The sequence below is a fragment of the Bacillus coahuilensis m4-4 genome (assembly GCF_000171615.1).
Taxonomy (GTDB): Bacteria; Bacillota; Bacilli; order Bacillales; family Bacillaceae_K; genus Bacillus_T; species Bacillus_T coahuilensis.
Map to the genome: position 1 here is coordinate 1 of NZ_ABFU01000064.1, position 17,165 is coordinate 17,165.

The 17,165-nt window shown below is 43.4% G+C and carries 10 protein-coding genes and 4 pseudogenes; 11 read left to right on the top strand and 3 right to left on the bottom strand.

The annotated features are described in order from the left end of the window. Positions 1–395 precede the first annotated feature (395 nt). Positions 396–1,013: a DUF2812 domain-containing protein gene (locus tag M44_RS16975; protein ID WP_237705328.1), complete on the bottom strand. Its 618-nt coding sequence runs from the start codon at positions 1,011–1,013 to the stop codon at positions 396–398. Positions 1,014–1,021: 8 nt separating this feature from the next. Further along, a complete protein-coding gene (locus M44_RS16980) occupies positions 1,022–1,336 on the bottom strand; it encodes a PadR family transcriptional regulator (RefSeq protein ID WP_010175552.1) in 315 nt (104 codons plus the stop codon). A 299-nt stretch (positions 1,337–1,635) separates the two neighbouring features. On the opposite strand from M44_RS16980, the pseudogene M44_RS23980 reads away from it, so the two are divergent. The 8 genes and pseudogenes from M44_RS23980 to M44_RS17030 all read left to right on the top strand — a co-directional run bounded on the left by M44_RS23980 (position 1,636) and on the right by M44_RS17030 (position 13,526). Continuing rightward, a pseudogene (locus tag M44_RS23980) lies at positions 1,636–2,822 on the top strand (acetyl-CoA C-acetyltransferase). Between the two features lie 24 nt (positions 2,823–2,846). Further along, a pseudogene (locus tag M44_RS23985) lies at positions 2,847–3,699 on the top strand (3-hydroxybutyryl-CoA dehydrogenase). 13 nt (positions 3,700–3,712) lie between these two features. Beyond that, the gene (locus tag M44_RS16995) at positions 3,713–4,849 is read left to right on the top strand and encodes an acyl-CoA dehydrogenase (RefSeq protein ID WP_010175557.1); all 1,137 of its coding nucleotides are present in this window, start codon (positions 3,713–3,715) and stop codon (positions 4,847–4,849) included. Between the two features lie 20 nt (positions 4,850–4,869). Beyond that, a complete protein-coding gene (locus M44_RS17000) occupies positions 4,870–6,012 on the top strand; it encodes an acyl-CoA dehydrogenase (RefSeq protein WP_010175558.1) in 1,143 nt (380 codons plus the stop codon). 771 nt (positions 6,013–6,783) lie between these two features. Continuing rightward, positions 6,784–7,440 (top strand): TetR/AcrR family transcriptional regulator, encoded by a 657-nt coding sequence (locus M44_RS17010; RefSeq protein ID WP_010175560.1) that lies wholly within the window; start codon positions 6,784–6,786, stop codon positions 7,438–7,440. Then, complete coding sequence (gene icmF / locus M44_RS17015) at positions 7,415–10,654, top strand: fused isobutyryl-CoA mutase/GTPase IcmF (protein WP_010175561.1); 3,240 nt, start codon at positions 7,415–7,417, stop codon at positions 10,652–10,654. The genes M44_RS17010 and icmF overlap by 26 nt, the downstream gene beginning before the upstream one ends. A gap of 555 nt (positions 10,655–11,209) precedes the next feature. Continuing rightward, complete coding sequence (gene rpoE, locus M44_RS17025) at positions 11,210–11,743, top strand: DNA-directed RNA polymerase subunit delta (RefSeq protein WP_010175563.1); 534 nt, start codon at positions 11,210–11,212, stop codon at positions 11,741–11,743. A 178-nt stretch (positions 11,744–11,921) separates the two neighbouring features. Continuing rightward, the gene (locus M44_RS17030) at positions 11,922–13,526 is read left to right on the top strand and encodes a CTP synthase (RefSeq protein ID WP_010175564.1); all 1,605 of its coding nucleotides are present in this window, start codon (positions 11,922–11,924) and stop codon (positions 13,524–13,526) included. Positions 13,527–14,065: 539 nt separating this feature from the next. Here the strand turns inward: M44_RS17030 and M44_RS17035 are convergent. Continuing rightward, the gene (locus M44_RS17035; protein ID WP_010175565.1) at positions 14,066–14,611 is read right to left on the bottom strand and encodes a DUF2529 family protein; all 546 of its coding nucleotides are present in this window, start codon (positions 14,609–14,611) and stop codon (positions 14,066–14,068) included. Positions 14,612–14,775: 164 nt separating this feature from the next. On the opposite strand from M44_RS17035, the gene M44_RS17040 reads away from it, so the two are divergent. The 3 genes and pseudogenes from M44_RS17040 to fsa all read left to right on the top strand — a co-directional run bounded on the left by M44_RS17040 (position 14,776) and on the right by fsa (position 17,127). Beyond that, positions 14,776–15,144, top strand: coding sequence for a response regulator (locus M44_RS17040; protein WP_010175566.1), 369 nt, complete (start codon positions 14,776–14,778; stop codon positions 15,142–15,144). Positions 15,145–15,336: 192 nt separating this feature from the next. Beyond that, a pseudogene (locus M44_RS23990) lies at positions 15,337–16,193 on the top strand (class II fructose-bisphosphate aldolase). A 288-nt stretch (positions 16,194–16,481) separates the two neighbouring features. Next, positions 16,482–17,127, top strand: a pseudogene (fsa, locus tag M44_RS23995) (fructose-6-phosphate aldolase). Positions 17,128–17,165: the final 38 nt, after the last annotated feature.

Here is a 17,165-nt window from a genome sequence, read left to right on the forward strand (position 1 = left end):
TCCCGCCTTATGATTAAAACCTAATCCATCATTAAATAAAGGTAAAGAACACACATTTTCCAAGGAGTTAAATATGTTTAGATAGCCAAATAATTAACATTGAGCGACCGTAGCAGTCGAGCCCCTTGCTAAATCCAACGTGGTCAAAACATTTAAAGCCAAATCAATTAAGGGTGTTAAGGCTAAAAAGATTAATCCGAGCGATTTCTTACCCAAAGAATACCGAATATAAAATCCGAGCAAAATGACAATCTAGAAACTAAATTCACAGGTAACAATGAACCAGGCAATCGTATTCAAATAATCACCCATCTTCATAATATTACCATCCATTTAACTGGAAGAGGATTATTTTAGGGAGAGGCTCATCGTAAACATACTAAAAAATTATATTACTACTGATTTACTAATTTTTCATATTTTATATAAGAAATCGTAGCGGACAAGAAAAAGATCACAATGGCAATAGGGAAGAGCAACCAAGCGAAACCTCTGAAAAATGCGTATGGCGTTTCAAATAAAAATGCTCTCCAAAAATCAGCACCCTCCTTCTCCCACAATCCAGGTGTATAATACAATGACTTTGGCTGGAGCATTTCTTGCAGATGAAGGACGTCTGCGCTCATTAACCCAATTAATAAAATAAAATATGTGAATAGTAAACTTGCGGACGTTTGCGCATACCTCTTATAGCGTTCAGCCTTTGAATGAGAGTCGGAGAAAATATCCCCTGTTGCCTCGTTAGAAACACGCTGAAAATATTGGACTCCAGAACGTTTACTCCCTGCTATGTGCTTCCAACCAGAATCTTCAAAAAGGGCTATATAGTCTTCGAAATCTTCTCTATGCTTGAACGTTCGGTAATCGAGTTTCACAGTGGGATCTTTCTCTGTCGTGGCCTTAAAGTGATAGAAGAATGATTTTTGATAGAGTACATTGCCTTCTTTTGCCTTTTCATTCAACCACTCTTCTTCTTTATCTAAATCCATAAAATAACGTAACCGTTGCATCATGATCACTCCTATTGTTTTAATGCGTTCTCTGCCAATAAAACCATGTGTGACATTCTTTGTTGATCTGCTTTTAAAACCTCTAAACCTAAATGGGTAATAACATACACCTTTCTTCTCTTGTCTCCTGATTCAACCGGCTCGATGAACCCTAACTTTACTAAATTCTCAATAGCACCATAAAGCGTGCCAGCTGCCATCCGTACGCTGCCTTCGCTTAACTCTTCTACTTTCTGAAGAATAAGATAGCCATGACTTGGTTCAAGTAGGGACAATAAAACGTAGAACACCGTCTCGGTTAATGGTAAATGCTTAGTTCTTTTCATATTAATCTCCTTTATACAGTTGAACTATATAGTTGAAGTTTATACAGTTCAACTGAGTAAGTCAATCCTAAATTAAGAAAAAAGTAGTAAAAAGAAAATAGGATTCCACAACGTGTGATCCAAAGAGTGAAATAGTATTATAAAATAATTTCTTAAAATTCTGTAAAAACCCAAGAACTTTCCTTATAATGGAGGTGGGAAGGTTTTTTCTTTTTTTTATTTTGCTACAAAAATGAGCGAGCGTTCAGTCAACGTCATTTTTGAAAGCGTTTACGAACAAAAGAGAGGGGAGAAACAGTATGACAAAAACTGTGATTATTGCGGGGGCAAGAACTCCATTTGGGAAGCTTGGAGGAGCTCTTAGTAGCTTTACTGCATCCGAATTAGGGGTAAAGCAATTAGCGCAGCACTCGAAAGAGCAGGGGTTGCAAAAGATCAAATTGACGAAGTAATAATGGGGAATGTGTTACAAAGTGGTCAAGGCCAAATACCTTCTCGCCAAGCAGCAAGACATGCAGGTATTCCGTGGGAAGTAAAGACAGAAACCATTAATAAAGTATGTGCTTCGGGCATGCGAAGTATATCTCTAGGAGACCAGATCATTCGTGCTGGAGATGAGAGCATCATTGTAGCCGGTGGAATGGAGAGTATGTCAAATGCTCCGTATGCTATTCCGAAAGCAAGATGGGGTCTAAAGATGGGCGATCATCAAGTAAAGGATTTGATGCTTCACGATGGATTAATGTGTTGCTTTAACGATGTGCACATGGGGACATACGGAAACAGAACAGCAACCAAATTTGAAATCACACGAGAAGAGCAGGATCGCTGGTCCTTCAGAAGCCATGAGCGTGCTGTCATCGCCATGGACAACGGAACATTTGCTGAGGAAATTGTTTCAGTCGAAGTGCCACAGCGAAGAGGCGAGCCGGTGGTCGTGGATCATGATGAAGCTCCTCGAAAAGATACGTCGTATGAAAAGCTATCAGCCCTTCGCCCAGTGTTCGATCACGATGGCACCATTACGGCAGGTAACGCACCTGGAGTGAACGACGGAGCGTGTGCCCTTGTTTTAATGAGTGATGAAAAGGCAGAAGAGTTAGGAAAGACACCGCTTGCGACCATTTTAGCTCATGCAGAGATTGGGGTGCCAGCAGAAGAGTTTCCAGAAACGCCTGGTTTAGTGATCAATAAACTTTTACAAAAAACAGGAAAGTCCTTAGACGACATTGACCTGTTTGAGATAAATGAAGCCTTTGCAGCTGTGGCGTTAACGAGCGGGAGAATTGCAGAGTTGGATCATGACAAAGTGAACGTGAACGGCGGAGCAGTAGCACTTGGTCATCCCATCGGAGCAAGTGGGGCGAGAATTGTCTTAACTCTCGCGCTAGAACTGAAGCGTCGAGGTGGAGGAATAGGAGTGGCAGCGATCTGTAGTGGTACCGGTCAAGGGGATGCCATTATGATTGAGGTTCCAAAAGCGTAAGAGAAAAGCAAAGGGGGAGAAGGTATGGCAATCAAACGTGTAATGGTCATAGGAGCAGGACAAATGGGCTCGGGGATAGCCCAGGTTTGTGCTCGAGGGGGATATGACGTCGTTTTAAACGACGTTAAACAAGAGTTTGCGGAAAAAGGGTTAGCAAGTATTACAAAGAACATAGCGCGCTCAGTGGATAAAAGGAAAAATGACAGAGGAGGAGAAAGAAGGGGTTCTCTCCCGTCTCACGTTATCAACAAATCTTGAGGACGCGAAAAACGTAGATATCGTCATTGAAGCAGCTGTAGAAAATATGACGATTAAAAAAGATATATTTTCAAAGCTTGATAGCATTGCGCCAGAGCACACGATTTTAGCGACCAACACCTCTTCACTCCCCATCACGGAGATTGCGGCTGTGACAAAGCGTCCTGAAAAGGTAATTGGGATGCATTTTATGAATCCCGTGCCAGTGATGAAGCTAGTTGAGATTATTCGTGGATTAGCGACGGCAGATGAGGTGTATCAAGCCGTTGAAGATATGAGTAAGTCTCTTTCAAAAGTGCCAGTTGAAGTGAATGACTTCCCTGGGTTCGTGTCAAATCGTGTGCTTATGCCCATGATTAACGAGGCGATTTACACCTTATACGAAGGGGTGGCATCAAAAGAAGCGATTGATGACGTCATGAAGCTTGGGATGAATCATCCGATGGGACCACTTACGCTTGCGGATTTTATTGGACTTGATACATGTCTCTATATTATGGAAACGCTGCATGAGGGCTTTGGTGACGATAAGTACCGCCCATGTCCTCTACTTAGAAAATATGTGAAGGCAGGCTGGTTGGGAAAGAAAACGGGCCGTGGTTTTTACGAATACAGCTAAGGGGGATTAGGGGATGAACTTTTTATTCACTGAAGAGCAAGAAATGGTCCGTAATATGGTGCGAGACTTCGCACGCGAAGAAGTAGCACCGTTTGTAGAAAGGATGGAAGCAGGAGAGTTTCCACGCCTTATTTTATCGAAAATGGCGGAGCTTGGCTTAATGGGAATGACCATTCCAGAAGAATACGGCGGGGCAGGAATGGACTTCACGTCCTATATTATCGCAATTCACGAGCTATCAAAGGTCAGTGCAACCCTTGGTGTCGTCCTATCGGTTCATACATCGGTTGGCACCAACCCGATCCTTTATTTCGGTTCAGAGGAGCAAAAGCAAAAGTACGTGACGAAGCTTGCGAGTGGACAGTACTTAGGGGCGTTCTGTTTAACGGAACCAAGCTCAGGATCTGACGCAGGAAGTCTACGAACTCGTGCCGTGCTAGAAGGAGATCAGTACCGACTGAATGGTAGTAAAATCTTTATCACTAACGGCGGAGAAGCTGATACGTATGTGGTCTTTGCTTCAACGGACCCTGAAAAGGGAACACGCGGCATTTCAGCGTTTATCGTGGAAAAGGATACGCCTGGCCTTGTCATTGGGAAAGACGAAGAAAAAATGGGTCTTCACGGCTCTCGCACCGTTCAATTAACCTTTGAGGATATGTTGGTTCCAGCTTCCAATCTTTTAGGTGCGGAAGGGGAAGGGTTTAAAATAGCGATGGCAAACCTTGATGTAGGACGAATCGGAATCGCTGCCCAAGCTCTAGGGATAGCAGAAGCAGCATTTGATGAGGCGGTTGAGTATGCGAAGGAGCGCGTTCAGTTTGGAAAGCCAATCGCTGCCCAACAAGGCCTAGCCTTCAAGTTAGCCGATATGGGAACTGCTATTGAAGCATCGAAGCTACTAGTCTATCAAGGAGCAAACCTCCGTACAGAAGGGCGCCCATGTGGAAAAGAAGCCTCCATGGCGAAGCTGTTTGCGTCTAAAACAGCCGTTCATGTCACAACAGAAGCCATCCAAGTATTCGGAGGCTATGGCTACACAGAAGACTATCCAGTAGAACGCTACTTCCGCGATGCGAAGGTAACCGAAATCTACGAAGGCACAAGCGAAATTCAACGCGTCGTATTAGGAAAGCATTTATTAAAATAGAGGAAAAAGAGGGATGGGACATGAATTTCAAATTAAGTGAAGAGCATGAAATGATTCGTAAAATGGTCCGCGATTTTGCGGTCAACGAAGTAGCGCCAACCGCTGCAGAGCGAGATGAAGAAGAACGCTTCGACCGAGACATTTTCGATAAAATGGCAGAGTTAGGCTTAACAGGAATTCCGTGGCCAGAGGAGTACGGTGGAATTGGCAGCGACTACTTAGCCTACTGTATCGCAGTGGAGGAGCTATCACGCGTGTGTGCCTCAACTGGGGTAACGCTATCTGCCCATACGTCACTTGCGGGCTGGCCAGTCTATAAATTTGGTACAGAAGAGCAAAAGCAAAAATACCTTCGTCCAATGGCACAAGGAGAGAAAATCGGTGCTTACGGGTTAACGGAGCCAGGCTCTGGTTCTGATGCAGGGGGAATGCGAACAACGGCTCGCCTCGAGGGAGATCATTATATTTTAAATGGAAGTAAAATCTTTATCACAAACGGTGGCATTGCAGACATCTATGTAGTATTTGCGTTAACAGATTCAGAAAAGAAACAACGTGGTGGCACAACTGCTTTTATCGTAGAGAGCGGATTTGAAGGCTTCTCGGTTGGAAAGAAAGAGAAAAAACTAGGCATTCGTTCCTCTCCAACCACGGAAATTATTTTTGAAGAGTGTAAAGTACCAAAAGAAAATATGCTAGGAAACCTTGGAGAAGGATTCAAAATCGCCATGATGACGCTAGACGGCGGACGAAACGGAATCGCTGCGCAAGCAGTGGGAATCGCCCAAGGTGCACTGGATGAAAGTATTCGCTATGCAAAAGAACGGGAACAATTCGGGAAGCCGATTGCGAGCCAGCAAGGCATTTCGTTTAAAATCGCCGATATGGCAACAAGCATCGAAGCGTCAAGACTATTAACCTATCAAGCAGCTTGGTTAGAATCTGAAGGACTGCCATACGGCAAAGAGTCCGCGATGTCGAAGCTCATGGCAGGAGACACAGCCATGAACGTCACAACGGATGCCGTCCAAATCTTTGGTGGATATGGTTACACAAAAGACTATCCAGTCGAACGCTTTATGCGTGATGCAAAGATTACTCAAATCTACGAAGGAACGCAGGAAATCCAACGTTTAGTTATTTCTAGGATGTTGACGAAGTAAGACTATTTGGTAGGGGTGGATTGGGAGGAAGTTAGGGTAATGGATGGAATGGATGGGGAGTTGGTGAGGGCGTGTTAAATAGCAGCCGCGGAAAAAGAGCGGGTGCACGCAAAAGGCTTAAACCTGCACGCAAGCGGCGGAAATCCGCACGCAAGTGGCAGAAAAGTGCACGCAAAGAGCCGTAGCCGCACGGAAAAAGAGCAGGTGCACGCAAAAGTCCGAAATCCGCACGCAAGCGGCGGAAAAGTGCACGCAAAAGGGTAAAAAGCGCACGCAAAGAGCTCGTAGCCGCACGGAAAAAGAGCAGGTGCACGCAAAAGTCCGAAATCCGCACGCAAGCGGGGAAAGTGCACGCAACGGGGTGAAAAGCGCACGCAAAGAGCCCGTAGCCGCACGGAAAAGGAGCAGGTGCACGCAAAAGTCCGAAATCCGCACGCAAGTGGCAGAAAAGTGCACGCAACGGGGTAAAAGCGCACGCAAAGAGCCCGTAGCCGCACGGAAAAAGAGCAGGTGCACGCAAAAGTCCGCAATCCGCACGCAAGTGGCAGAAAAGTGCACGCAACAGGGAGAAAAGCGCACGAAAAAAGCCCACAGCCGCACGGAAAAAGAGCAGACGCACGCAAAAAAGGACCAACTCACCAAAGCCATGCCACCCAACCCACCAAAAGCGCCAACCCGCCAAAAATCTCATCCAATCCTTCAACCTCCTCGCACCTTACGAACAAAGGGAATAGGAGAAAAACCAAATTCCACTTAGGGGAGTGGAAGTGTATGAAAAGACCTGTTAAGGCATCAGTTAAAGATGAAAAATTAATTGAAATTAGGCGGAACCAGATCATTAGGGGAGCGGTGACGCTGTTTAAAGAAAAGGGGTTTCACCGAACGACAACGCGGGAGATTGCAAAGGCTGCGGGGTTTAGTATTGGGACGCTTTATGAATATATCAGGACAAAGGAAGATGTCCTCTATTTAGTTTGTGACAATATTTACGACGGAGTGAAGGAGAAGCTGTCCGAAATGGATGTGAACGGGGGAACCATTTCGCAGCTAAAGCAAGCAATAGCGTACTATTTTCATCTAATGGATGAGCTGCAGGAGGAGGTACTAGTTATGTACCAGGAAGCAAAGTCCTTATCGAAGGACGCCATCCCCTACGTGCTCCAAAAAGAAATGGAAATGGTCGACATGTTTCAGGTACTCCTTCGCAACTGCGTGAGATCGGGAGAAATTGAGCTTGATGAACAACAAATCTATGTAACAGCGAACGATATCTTCGTTCAAGGGCAGATGTGGGCATTTAGACGTTGGGCCTTTCAGCGGCGGTACACCATAGAGGAGTATATTGAGCTTCAAACAGAGCTTGTTTGTCACGGTATTGAGTGTAAAAGGGGGAAGGTTAAGCATGGAAATCTATCAACCAAAGCATAGTATTAGGTTTGTAACAGCAAGTAGTTTGTTTGATGGTCACGATGCGTCAATTAATATTATGCGACGTATTTTACAAAGCAGCGGGGCGGAAGTGATTCATTTAGGTCACAATCGTTCTGTTGAAGAAGTAGTGAATGCGGCAATTCAAGAGGATGTTCAAGGGATAGCGATATCTTCGTACCAAGGTGGGCACGTTGAATACTTTAAATATATGTATGATCTCCTGCAGGAAAGAGGCGCTGGGCATATCCGAATTTACGGTGGAGGCGGCGGGGTGATTATCCCTCGTGAGATAAAAGAGCTTCATGAGTACGGAATTGCGCGCATATTCTCACCTGAAGACGGGAGAACACAGGGCTTACAGGGCATGATCAATCGAATGCTGAAGGAATGTGATTTCCTGACAGTAGGGGGAGAGATTGCCGAGCAGGTAAACGACGTTTCTCCAAACAATGTGAATGCTGTTAGTAAGCTGATTACCCTTGCAGAGCTTCATGTAAGGGAGGCTACTGACGTGGCGGCAACGGCCGAGAGCATTCTGACATCTGTGAAGAAACAAGAGAAGGATGTTCCAGTTCTTGGGATCACGGGTACAGGAGGTGCAGGTAAAAGCTCGTTAACCGACGAGTTAATCCGACGCTTTTTACATGAAGTGCCTGAAAAGCGAGTGGCCATACTATCCATTGACCCGACAAAGCAGAAGACCGGGGGTGCCCTACTTGGAGACCGAATTCGGATGAATGCCATCTTCCATTCTCGTGTGTATATGCGAAGCTTGGCCACTCGTGGCTCGAAGTCAGAGTTATCTCTTGCGATTCGTGATGCTGTGAGTATCGTAAAAGCAGCCGGATTCGATTGGATTATTGTTGAAACAAGCGGGATTGGGCAAGGCGACGCGGAAATCACGGAGATTGCGGACCTCTCAATGTACGTGATGACGAGTGAATTCGGGGCACCGAGTCAGCTAGAAAAGATTGATATGATTGACTTTGCAGATTTTATTGTGATCAATAAATTTGACCGGAAAGGGTCAGAAGACGCGAGAAGTCAGGTACAGAAGCAATATCAGCGCAGTCGTATGCTGTTTGATCAGGAGCTTTCTGAGATGCCTGTCTACGGAACCATCGCGAGTCAGTTTAATGATCCGGGGACGAACGCCTTGTTCGCAGCCATTACAGAGAAGATGAATGAGCGTTTTCGTTCAGGATGGACGACTGCGTTTAGTAAACACGAAGTAGTGGAGAAACAGAATGTGATCATTCCGCCCAATCGTCGCTACTATCTGCGAGATATTTCAGAAGCGGTAAGAGGGTATCACCGTAAGGTAGCCGAGCAAGAGAAGGTAGCGCGACAACTCTTCCAGCTGCAGGGTACCGAAGACCTTTTACAAGAAGTCCCTGAATCTTTCAACCGTGTAAAAGAAAGCGTGCAAGAATCCTTGAATGCTGAAAGTAAAGAGATCCTTTCCAAATGGGAAGAGACAAAGAGATTATATGAACAGGATCAGTTCGTTACCAACATTCGAGGGAAAGAAATCGTCACCGAGTTAGAGACAAAAAGTTTATCTGGGCTTTCTATTCCGAAGGTTGTGCTACCGAAATACAAGGACTACGGTGAAATTATAAAATGGGTGTATAAAGAAAACGTACCAGGTGCCTTTCCTTATACAGCAGGTGTGTTTCCATTTAAACGAAAAGGGGAGGATCCGAAGCGTCAGTTCGCAGGTGAAGGGACTCCAGAGAGAACGAACCGCCGCTTCCATTACTTATCAAAGGATGACGATGCAAAGCGACTGAGTACGGCATTTGATTCCGTGACTCTTTACGGAGAAGATCCAGCACACCGTCCCGACATCTACGGAAAAGTCGGAGAGAGCGGTGTGAGCATTTGTACTCTTCAGGATATGAAAAAGCTTTATGATGGCTTTGACTTATGTGCACCGTCAACGTCAGTATCCATGACGATTAATGGACCTGCACCGATTATTCTTGCGATGTTTATGAACACGGCAATTGACCAGCAAGTGAAAAAGCGTGAAGAAGAAGTCGGCCGACCGTTAACGCTTGAAGAGTTTATGGAAACGAAGGAAGCCACGCTAAAGGTTGTTCGAGGAACCGTTCAAGCAGACATTTTAAAAGAAGACCAAGGACAGAACACGTGTATATTCTCGACCGAATTTGCGCTTCGCATGATGGGAGATATTCAGCAATATTTTATCGACCACGAGGTGCGTAATTATTATTCTGTTTCGATCTCCGGCTACCATATTGCAGAAGCGGGTGCGAACCCAATATCTCAATTGGCGTTTACCCTTGCCAATGGATTTACGTATGTGGAGTATTATTTAAGTAGAGGAATGAATATTGATAGTTTTGCGCCAAATCTATCCTTCTTCTTCTCCAATGGGCTAGATCCAGAGTATTCGGTTATAGGACGCGTGGCGCGAAGAATATGGGCGATTGTGATGAAAGACAAATATGGTGCGAATGAAAGAAGTCAAAAATTGAAATACCATATCCAAACATCAGGTCGAAGTCTTCATGCACAAGAGATCGACTTTAATGATATTCGTACCACTCTACAAGCACTTATGGCTCTTCATGATAACTGCAATTCTCTCCACACGAATGCGTATGATGAGGCCATTACAACACCAACAGAGGAATCCGTTCGACGAGCTATGGCCATTCAAATGATTATCTCAAAGGAACATGGCTTAACGAAGAATGAAAACCCTCTTCAAGGCTCGTTTATAATTGAAGAACTAACGGATTTAGTAGAGGAAGCTGTACTACAAGAATTTGAAAGAATTAATGACCGCGGCGGAGTACTCGGCGCGATGGAAACGCAGTATCAGCGAGGGAAGATTCAAGAAGAATCCATGCATTATGAGATGAAGAAGCACTCAGGTGAACTACCGATTATTGGGGTGAATACGTATCTAAATCCAAACCCTCCTTCTGAGGAAGAAATGGATAATATGGAGCTAGCACGTGCCTCCAAAGAAGAAAAGGATGCTCAAATACGTCATCTTCGTGAATTCCAACAGGAGCATGAAGACAAGACGGGGGCAGCCTTAAGAAAGCTACAGGAAACAGCCATGAATGGCGGAAATATCTTCGCTGAACTCATGGAATGTGTCAAAGTAGCGAGCCTTGGACAAATCACGCATGCCTTATACGAAGTCGGTGGTCAATATAGAAGAAATATGTAGGGCATACTTAAGCGGGGAAAGATTGGCCTCCCCGTTTTTTTGTTTAATTGTGGTGAATAGTGATAAAAAAATTCAGATGGTGAAGGGTATCAGGTACTAGAGGAATGGTAGGAACGGCCATTCAATTCAATCAAACAAACTCATGTTTCATCCTCAACATAAAAAAAGAAATATTTTACACTAGGTTAATACAACAATTTTCGAAAATTCGTTATACTTAGGGGTGGCAAGCCATTCGTGTCTAGGAAGTGAACCTATGTTTTATATAAAAGGATTAATTATTATCATCGTAGTTTTTATCGGAATTTTTCTATATCAAAAGCAATTAGGCGCTATTACCTTCTTTCTGCTTTCCTTTTACTTTTTATATCTAGCAATACGACAGTACCAAAAGAATAAAAGAAATAAAAACAAAAAAAAGACTAAGAAACATAGATATATCTAGCATAAAGTATTGTAGATTGTTTATAATGAAGTATATGTTTCTAATTAAAATGGAAATTTTATGCGCTTAAACTCGTGGAGAGTGTGAAATAGAGAAAGGAAGTGCGAAGGGTGAACATAAGAGAATTATCACAAGACGAATTAAAAGAAGTGTCTTTTATCGAAATAACGAATGCCATTTTACTAGAGAAAAAAGAGGCAATTCCGTTTAATGAAATCGTAAAAGATATTCAAAAAATCCTAGAAATTTCAGATCAAGAAATGAAGCGAAAAATTGCACAATTCTACACAGATATGAACATCGATGGCCGTTTCCTTGCAATCGGTGATAACAAATGGGGTCTTCGTGAATGGTACCCAGTAGATCAAATCGAAGAAGAGACAGCTCCAACGATCAAAGTTCGCAAGAAAAAGAAAAAATCAGAGGATGATGAAGATCTATTCGATGATATCGATGAGGAAGAACTGGATCTTGACGAACTAGATGATTTTGAAGAAGATGAAGATCTTGCTGAAGATGAAGACTTAGAAGATTTCGACGACACAGACGATGAAGAAATTATCGAGGATGACGATGATTTAGAAATCGTAGAGGATGACGAGGAAGAGGAAGAGGAAGAGGAAGATGAGGAAGAAGAATTTTAATTTTTCTTTTTCTTGACTTCACGTTATCACGTATGTAGAATCTTATTTGGGCTCTTTAAAAGAGGACGGATATAAATCTGAACGCTCCCTACACTTTTTGTAGGGAGCGTTTTTTATTTTTTCATCCCTTGGATACACTAACAAAATACAATTACGAGACGAAAGTAGGGGAATAGTCATGACAAAATATATTTTTGTAACAGGTGGGGTTGTCTCCTCTCTTGGAAAAGGAATCACAGCAGCATCCTTAGGAAGACTACTTAAAAATCGCGGGTTAAAGGTTACCATCCAAAAATTTGACCCATATTTAAATGTGGACCCAGGAACCATGAGTCCTTATCAGCACGGGGAAGTATTCGTTACGAGTGATGGTGCTGAAACGGATCTTGACCTTGGTCACTATGAGCGTTTTATCGACATTAACTTAAACCAGTATAGCAACGTGACAACTGGTAAAGTATATTCTTCTGTTATTCGTAAAGAGCGTCGTGGAGATTACCTTGGTGGCACGGTTCAAGTCATTCCACATATCACAAATGAAATTAAAGAGCGTGTCTTCCGAGCAGGACACGAAACAAATGCAGACGTCGTGATCACGGAAATCGGTGGAACTGTAGGGGATATCGAATCTCTACCATTCCTAGAAGCCATCCGCCAAATTAAGAGTGATATCGGCCGCGATAACGTGATGTATATTCACTGTACACTAGTTCCTTACATCAAAGCAGCAGGCGAAATGAAAACAAAGCCAACTCAACATAGTGTAAAAGAGCTGCGCAGCCTTGGTATTCAACCAAACATCATCGTCGTTCGAACAGAGCAACCTATCTCTCAAGACATGAAAGATAAGATTGCCCTATTCTGTGACATCGATTCTCAATCCGTGATTGAGGCTCTTGATGCCGATACATTATACGCCGTACCACTAGCTCTACAAGCTCAACACATGGACCAAATTGTGTGTGACCACTTAAAATTGGATTCAAAAGAAGCGGACATGACAGAGTGGAATGCTCTTTTAGAAAGAGTACGTAACCTGTCTCGTAAAACAACGATTGCTCTTGTCGGTAAATACGTAGAACTACAAGATGCGTACATTTCTGTAGTAGAAGCTCTAAAACACGCAGGCTATAACTATGACGCAGATGTAAAAGTAAAATGGTTAAACTCTGAGCTTTTAACAACTGAAAATGTGGAAGAAAGCCTAAGTGACGTAGACGGAATTCTTGTACCAGGTGGCTTCGGTGACCGCGGTGTAGAAGGTAAAATTGTCGCAACCCAATTTGCTCGCGAACGCGGCATCCCGTTCTTTGGAATCTGCTTAGGTATGCAGCTGGCATCCGTTGAATTTGCCCGTAACGTGTTAAACATGGAAGGTGCACATTCTTCTGAGTTAATCCCAGAAACAGCTTATCCGATCATTGATCTACTTCCAGAACAAAAGGATGTAGAAGATCTTGGTGGGACGCTACGTCTTGGTGTGTACCCTTGTAAAATTTCACAAGGAACAAAGGCGCTTGAAGCATACGGCGAAGAAGTGGTATACGAGCGTCATCGTCATCGCTACGAGTTCAACAACCACTACCGTGAGAAAATGGAAGAAGCAGGCTTTGTATTCTCAGGCACAAGCCCAGATGGCCGCCTAGTAGAAATCATCGAGCTAACCGATCACCCATGGTTCGTGGCCTGTCAGTTCCACCCAGAATTCACATCTCGCCCAACTCGCCCACAACCACTATTCCGTGAGTTCGTGAACGCGTCTTTACTATTTGGTGAGAAGTAATTTGAATAGTTAGGGCAAACACCGCTACGCTGTAGCGGTGTTTGTTTTAATTTATTGGGAGGATCGGGGAGGGTGTGAAGGTCAGGGGGAATTGGAGATCGTAAGGCCAGGTGTAAGGGGGAGAAGGTGAGTTGGGGGAGAATTGGAAGAACGGGGAGACCGGGAAGACCAGTAAGACTAGCAAATCGGTCCCGCACAGCATTTGTGGCTACCCGCACCATTTGGGAATGTAGCCGCACAGGATTGGAGATTAGCCGCACGAGATCTAGGCTTTGCCGCACGAGAGTAATAGTATCCGCACAAGATTGGTCATTTGCCGCACAAAATGACTGGCGAACCGCACAATAGTGACGAGCAACTGCACAGGATGGGGCTGTACCCGCACGAAAAATCTGGAAAAGTGCACGCAACGGACCAAATCCGCACGCAAAAACCCGGTGTCCACGCAAACACCCAAAGCCGCACGCAACCACCCGAACCGCTCCCAAGCGGCGGTATCCCCTCCAACAAAAAAAGCCACCGCAACGGCAGCTCATCCACTACAACTCTTCTTCCTCAAAATACTCTGTCAAAATTTCATCAAATACGAACTTCATTCCGTGATACGCAAAGAGTGCAGCCATGCTTCCAGGGAAACCAAAGCGGGCGCCGAGCTCTCCTGGGAGCATGCCTTTTAATAGCTTGGTGTCGACGTGAACGTCTGCTAAGTCTCTAAGGTCTTCTTCTCCTTCTACTCTTTGTTTTACTCCACCAGAAATAGCGACAAAGCTTATTCCCCGTCTAACTAATTTTTTTGCTAGGATGATCGCGCCGGCATCGTTTGAAAAGCGAGACACTACTAACACTCGGTCCGCTTCTGTGATCTCTTCATACATATCGATTGTATAAGCCCCTCTCATGGGTTCTTGGCCTTTGGTGGCTTCGAGTTCGACAGATTCCATTTCGGCGAATCCTTTTATATAAATTTTACCTTCACCAGCAACAGCTTGGGCAAGGAGACGAGCGGCGTCTTCCATTGCGAATTCTTCGTTTGCTTGAACTCTTCCGAAAAGGCCTGTAAGCTGAGTTGAGAACATTTTTAACATGGTATAAAACCCTACCTTCTTCCATAGAAAATATGGTTATATTATAGAGTTTTAAAAAAAGAAGAGCAAAAAATAGGATTTTAGGAGGAAATTAGGACATTTTAGAGAAATAATAAGTTGGGGACAAAGTGTAGATACAAATTTATCGGGGTAGAGGTGTAAAGATGAAAGAAAAAATATTAATCGTAGATGACCAATTTGGGATTCGCATTCTGCTAAATGAAGTACTGCAAAAAGAGGGATATCAAACGTTTCAAGCAGCAAACGGAGTACAGGCGTTAGAAATAGTCGATAAACACACACCTGACCTAGTTTTATTAGATATGAAAATTCCAGGTATGGACGGGATTGAGATTTTAAAAAGAATGAAGCAGAAGATTGAAGATATCCGTGTCATTATCATGACGGCATACGGAGAGTTAGATATGATTCAAGAAGCGAAGCAATTAGGAGCGATTACCCATTTTGCTAAGCCTTTTGACATTGATGAAATCAGGCAAGCTGTTAAGCAATATGTGAAAGAATCTGTTTAATTCACGAAAAACACATAAAAATGTAGATAATTTATGAATATGGGAAGAAGTCATTGGTAAAAACTTTGTGAATTTGGTATCATACTGTTGTATTCCAATCAATAAAGCTCATCTCAAGGAACATGAATACATATTTCCCTTGTGATAACAAAAACTATCTTGAGCTTTATTGACATTTAAGGAGGAAAAACAATGCCTTTAGTTTCCATGACAGAAATGCTGAACAAAGCAAAAGCAGAAGGATATGCTGTAGGTCAATTTAACCTAAACAACCTTGAGTTCACTCAAGCGATTTTACAAGCAGCGGAAGAAGAGAAATCTCCAGTCATTCTTGGAGTTTCTGAAGGAGCTGCACGTTACATGAGCGGTTTTAAAACCGTTGTAAAATGGTTGAAGGTCTTATGGAAGATCTTAACATCACAGTTCCAGTGGCAATTCACCTTGACCACGGTTCAAGCTTTGAAAAATGTAAAGAAGCGATTGATGCAGGTTTCACATCTGTAATGATCGATGCTTCTCACCATCCATTTGAAGAGAACATTGAAACAACTTCTAAAGTTGTAGAATATGCTCATTCTAAAGGGGTTTCTGTTGAAGCAGAACTTGGAACAGTTGGTGGACAAGAAGATGACGTGATCGCAGAAGGCGTTATCTATGCAGATCCTAAAGAGTGTCAAGAGCTTGTTGAACGTACAGGTATCGACACACTTGCTCCAGCTCTTGGTTCCGTTCACGGTCCTTACAAAGGTGAACCAAACCTAGGATTCAAAGAAATGGAAGAAATCGGTGCAGCTACTGGACTTCCACTAGTACTACACGGTGGTACTGGAATTCCAACTGCAGATATTCAAAAATCCATTTCATTTGGTACAGCGAAAATTAACGTGAACACTGAAAACCAAATTGCTTCTGCTAGAACAGTTCGTGAAGTTCTTGCAGCAAAGCCTGAAGAGTACGATCCACGTAAATACCTTGGACCAGCTCGCGACGCTATTCGTGAAACAGTTAAAGGTAAAATGCGCGAATTTGGTTCTAGCAACCAAGCATAAGACTCTCCTTGAGTATTTTATACATCGATTAGAACCGCCTCCTTTATTGAGGCGGTTTCTTTATTATCTAGACGTGTATCAAAAATCTTCTACCCTCCTATGAAAATCCCTTAAAGAAAAAAGGATTTCACTCATCTTTCTTGAATGTAATCTAAGTAGGTAGTGGCGAAGTATGCCAAACGGATTAGGGAGAAGGAACTGAAATGATAGGGGCCAAGTGAATACATTTTCTTTTTTAGACAAGCTACAGTAAAATAATAAGATATTCAAACAAAGGGGAATTAGAACATGAAAATTTTTATAGACACGGCAAATATGGAAGAAATTCGAGAGGCGTATGAGTGGGGGATTCTATCAGGGGTAACGACAAACCCATCTCTAGTAGCTAAAGAAAAAAATGTTACATTTGAAGATCGTTTAAGAGAAATTACCGATCTTGTACCGGGATCTGTCTCTGCAGAAGTGATTGCAACGGATGCAGAAGGCATGATTGAAGAAGGTCTAGAGCTTGCGAAAATTGCAGATAACATTACGATTAAAGTGCCTATGACACCCGATGGATTAAAAGCTGTTTCGGTCTTTGCTAAAAAAAGGAATAAAGACGAATGTAACCCTTATTTTTAGTGCGAACCAAGCATTAATGGCAGCCCGTGCAGGTGCTACGTACGTGTCACCGTTTATTGGCCGCCTGGATGATATTGGATTTAACGGCGCAACCTTAATTCGTACGATCTCAGATATTTTTGCCATTCACGGAGTGGAAACGGAAATTATTGCCGCATCCATCCGTCATCCGCAGCATGTGACCGACGCGGCCCTTCAAGGTGCCGATATTTCGACAATTCCGTTTAAGGTTTTAAAACAATTATTCCACCATCCCCTTACAGATAAAGGGATTGAAGCGTTTTTGAAAGATTGGGAAAATAGAGGATAATAGTCTGTTAATTTCTTCTAGGTATATTGAAGAAGAAT

Coding starts and splice junctions, on each gene's coding strand:
- M44_RS16995 (WP_010175557.1), top strand. CDS start 3,713: ATGAACTTTTTATTCACTGAAGAGCAAGAAATGGTCCGTAATATGGTG.
- M44_RS16980 (WP_010175552.1), bottom strand. CDS start 1,336: ATGAAAAGAACTAAGCATTTACCATTAACCGAGACGGTGTTCTACGTT.
- M44_RS17010 (WP_010175560.1), top strand. CDS start 6,784: ATGAAAAGACCTGTTAAGGCATCAGTTAAAGATGAAAAATTAATTGAA.
- M44_RS16975 (WP_237705328.1), bottom strand. CDS start 1,013: ATGATGCAACGGTTACGTTATTTTATGGATTTAGATAAAGAAGAAGAG.
- M44_RS17000 (WP_010175558.1), top strand. CDS start 4,870: ATGAATTTCAAATTAAGTGAAGAGCATGAAATGATTCGTAAAATGGTC.
- M44_RS17035 (WP_010175565.1), bottom strand. CDS start 14,611: ATGTTAAAAATGTTCTCAACTCAGCTTACAGGCCTTTTCGGAAGAGTT.
- icmF (WP_010175561.1), top strand. CDS start 7,415: ATGGAAATCTATCAACCAAAGCATAGTATTAGGTTTGTAACAGCAAGT.
- M44_RS17030 (WP_010175564.1), top strand. CDS start 11,922: ATGACAAAATATATTTTTGTAACAGGTGGGGTTGTCTCCTCTCTTGGA.
- M44_RS17040 (WP_010175566.1), top strand. CDS start 14,776: ATGAAAGAAAAAATATTAATCGTAGATGACCAATTTGGGATTCGCATT.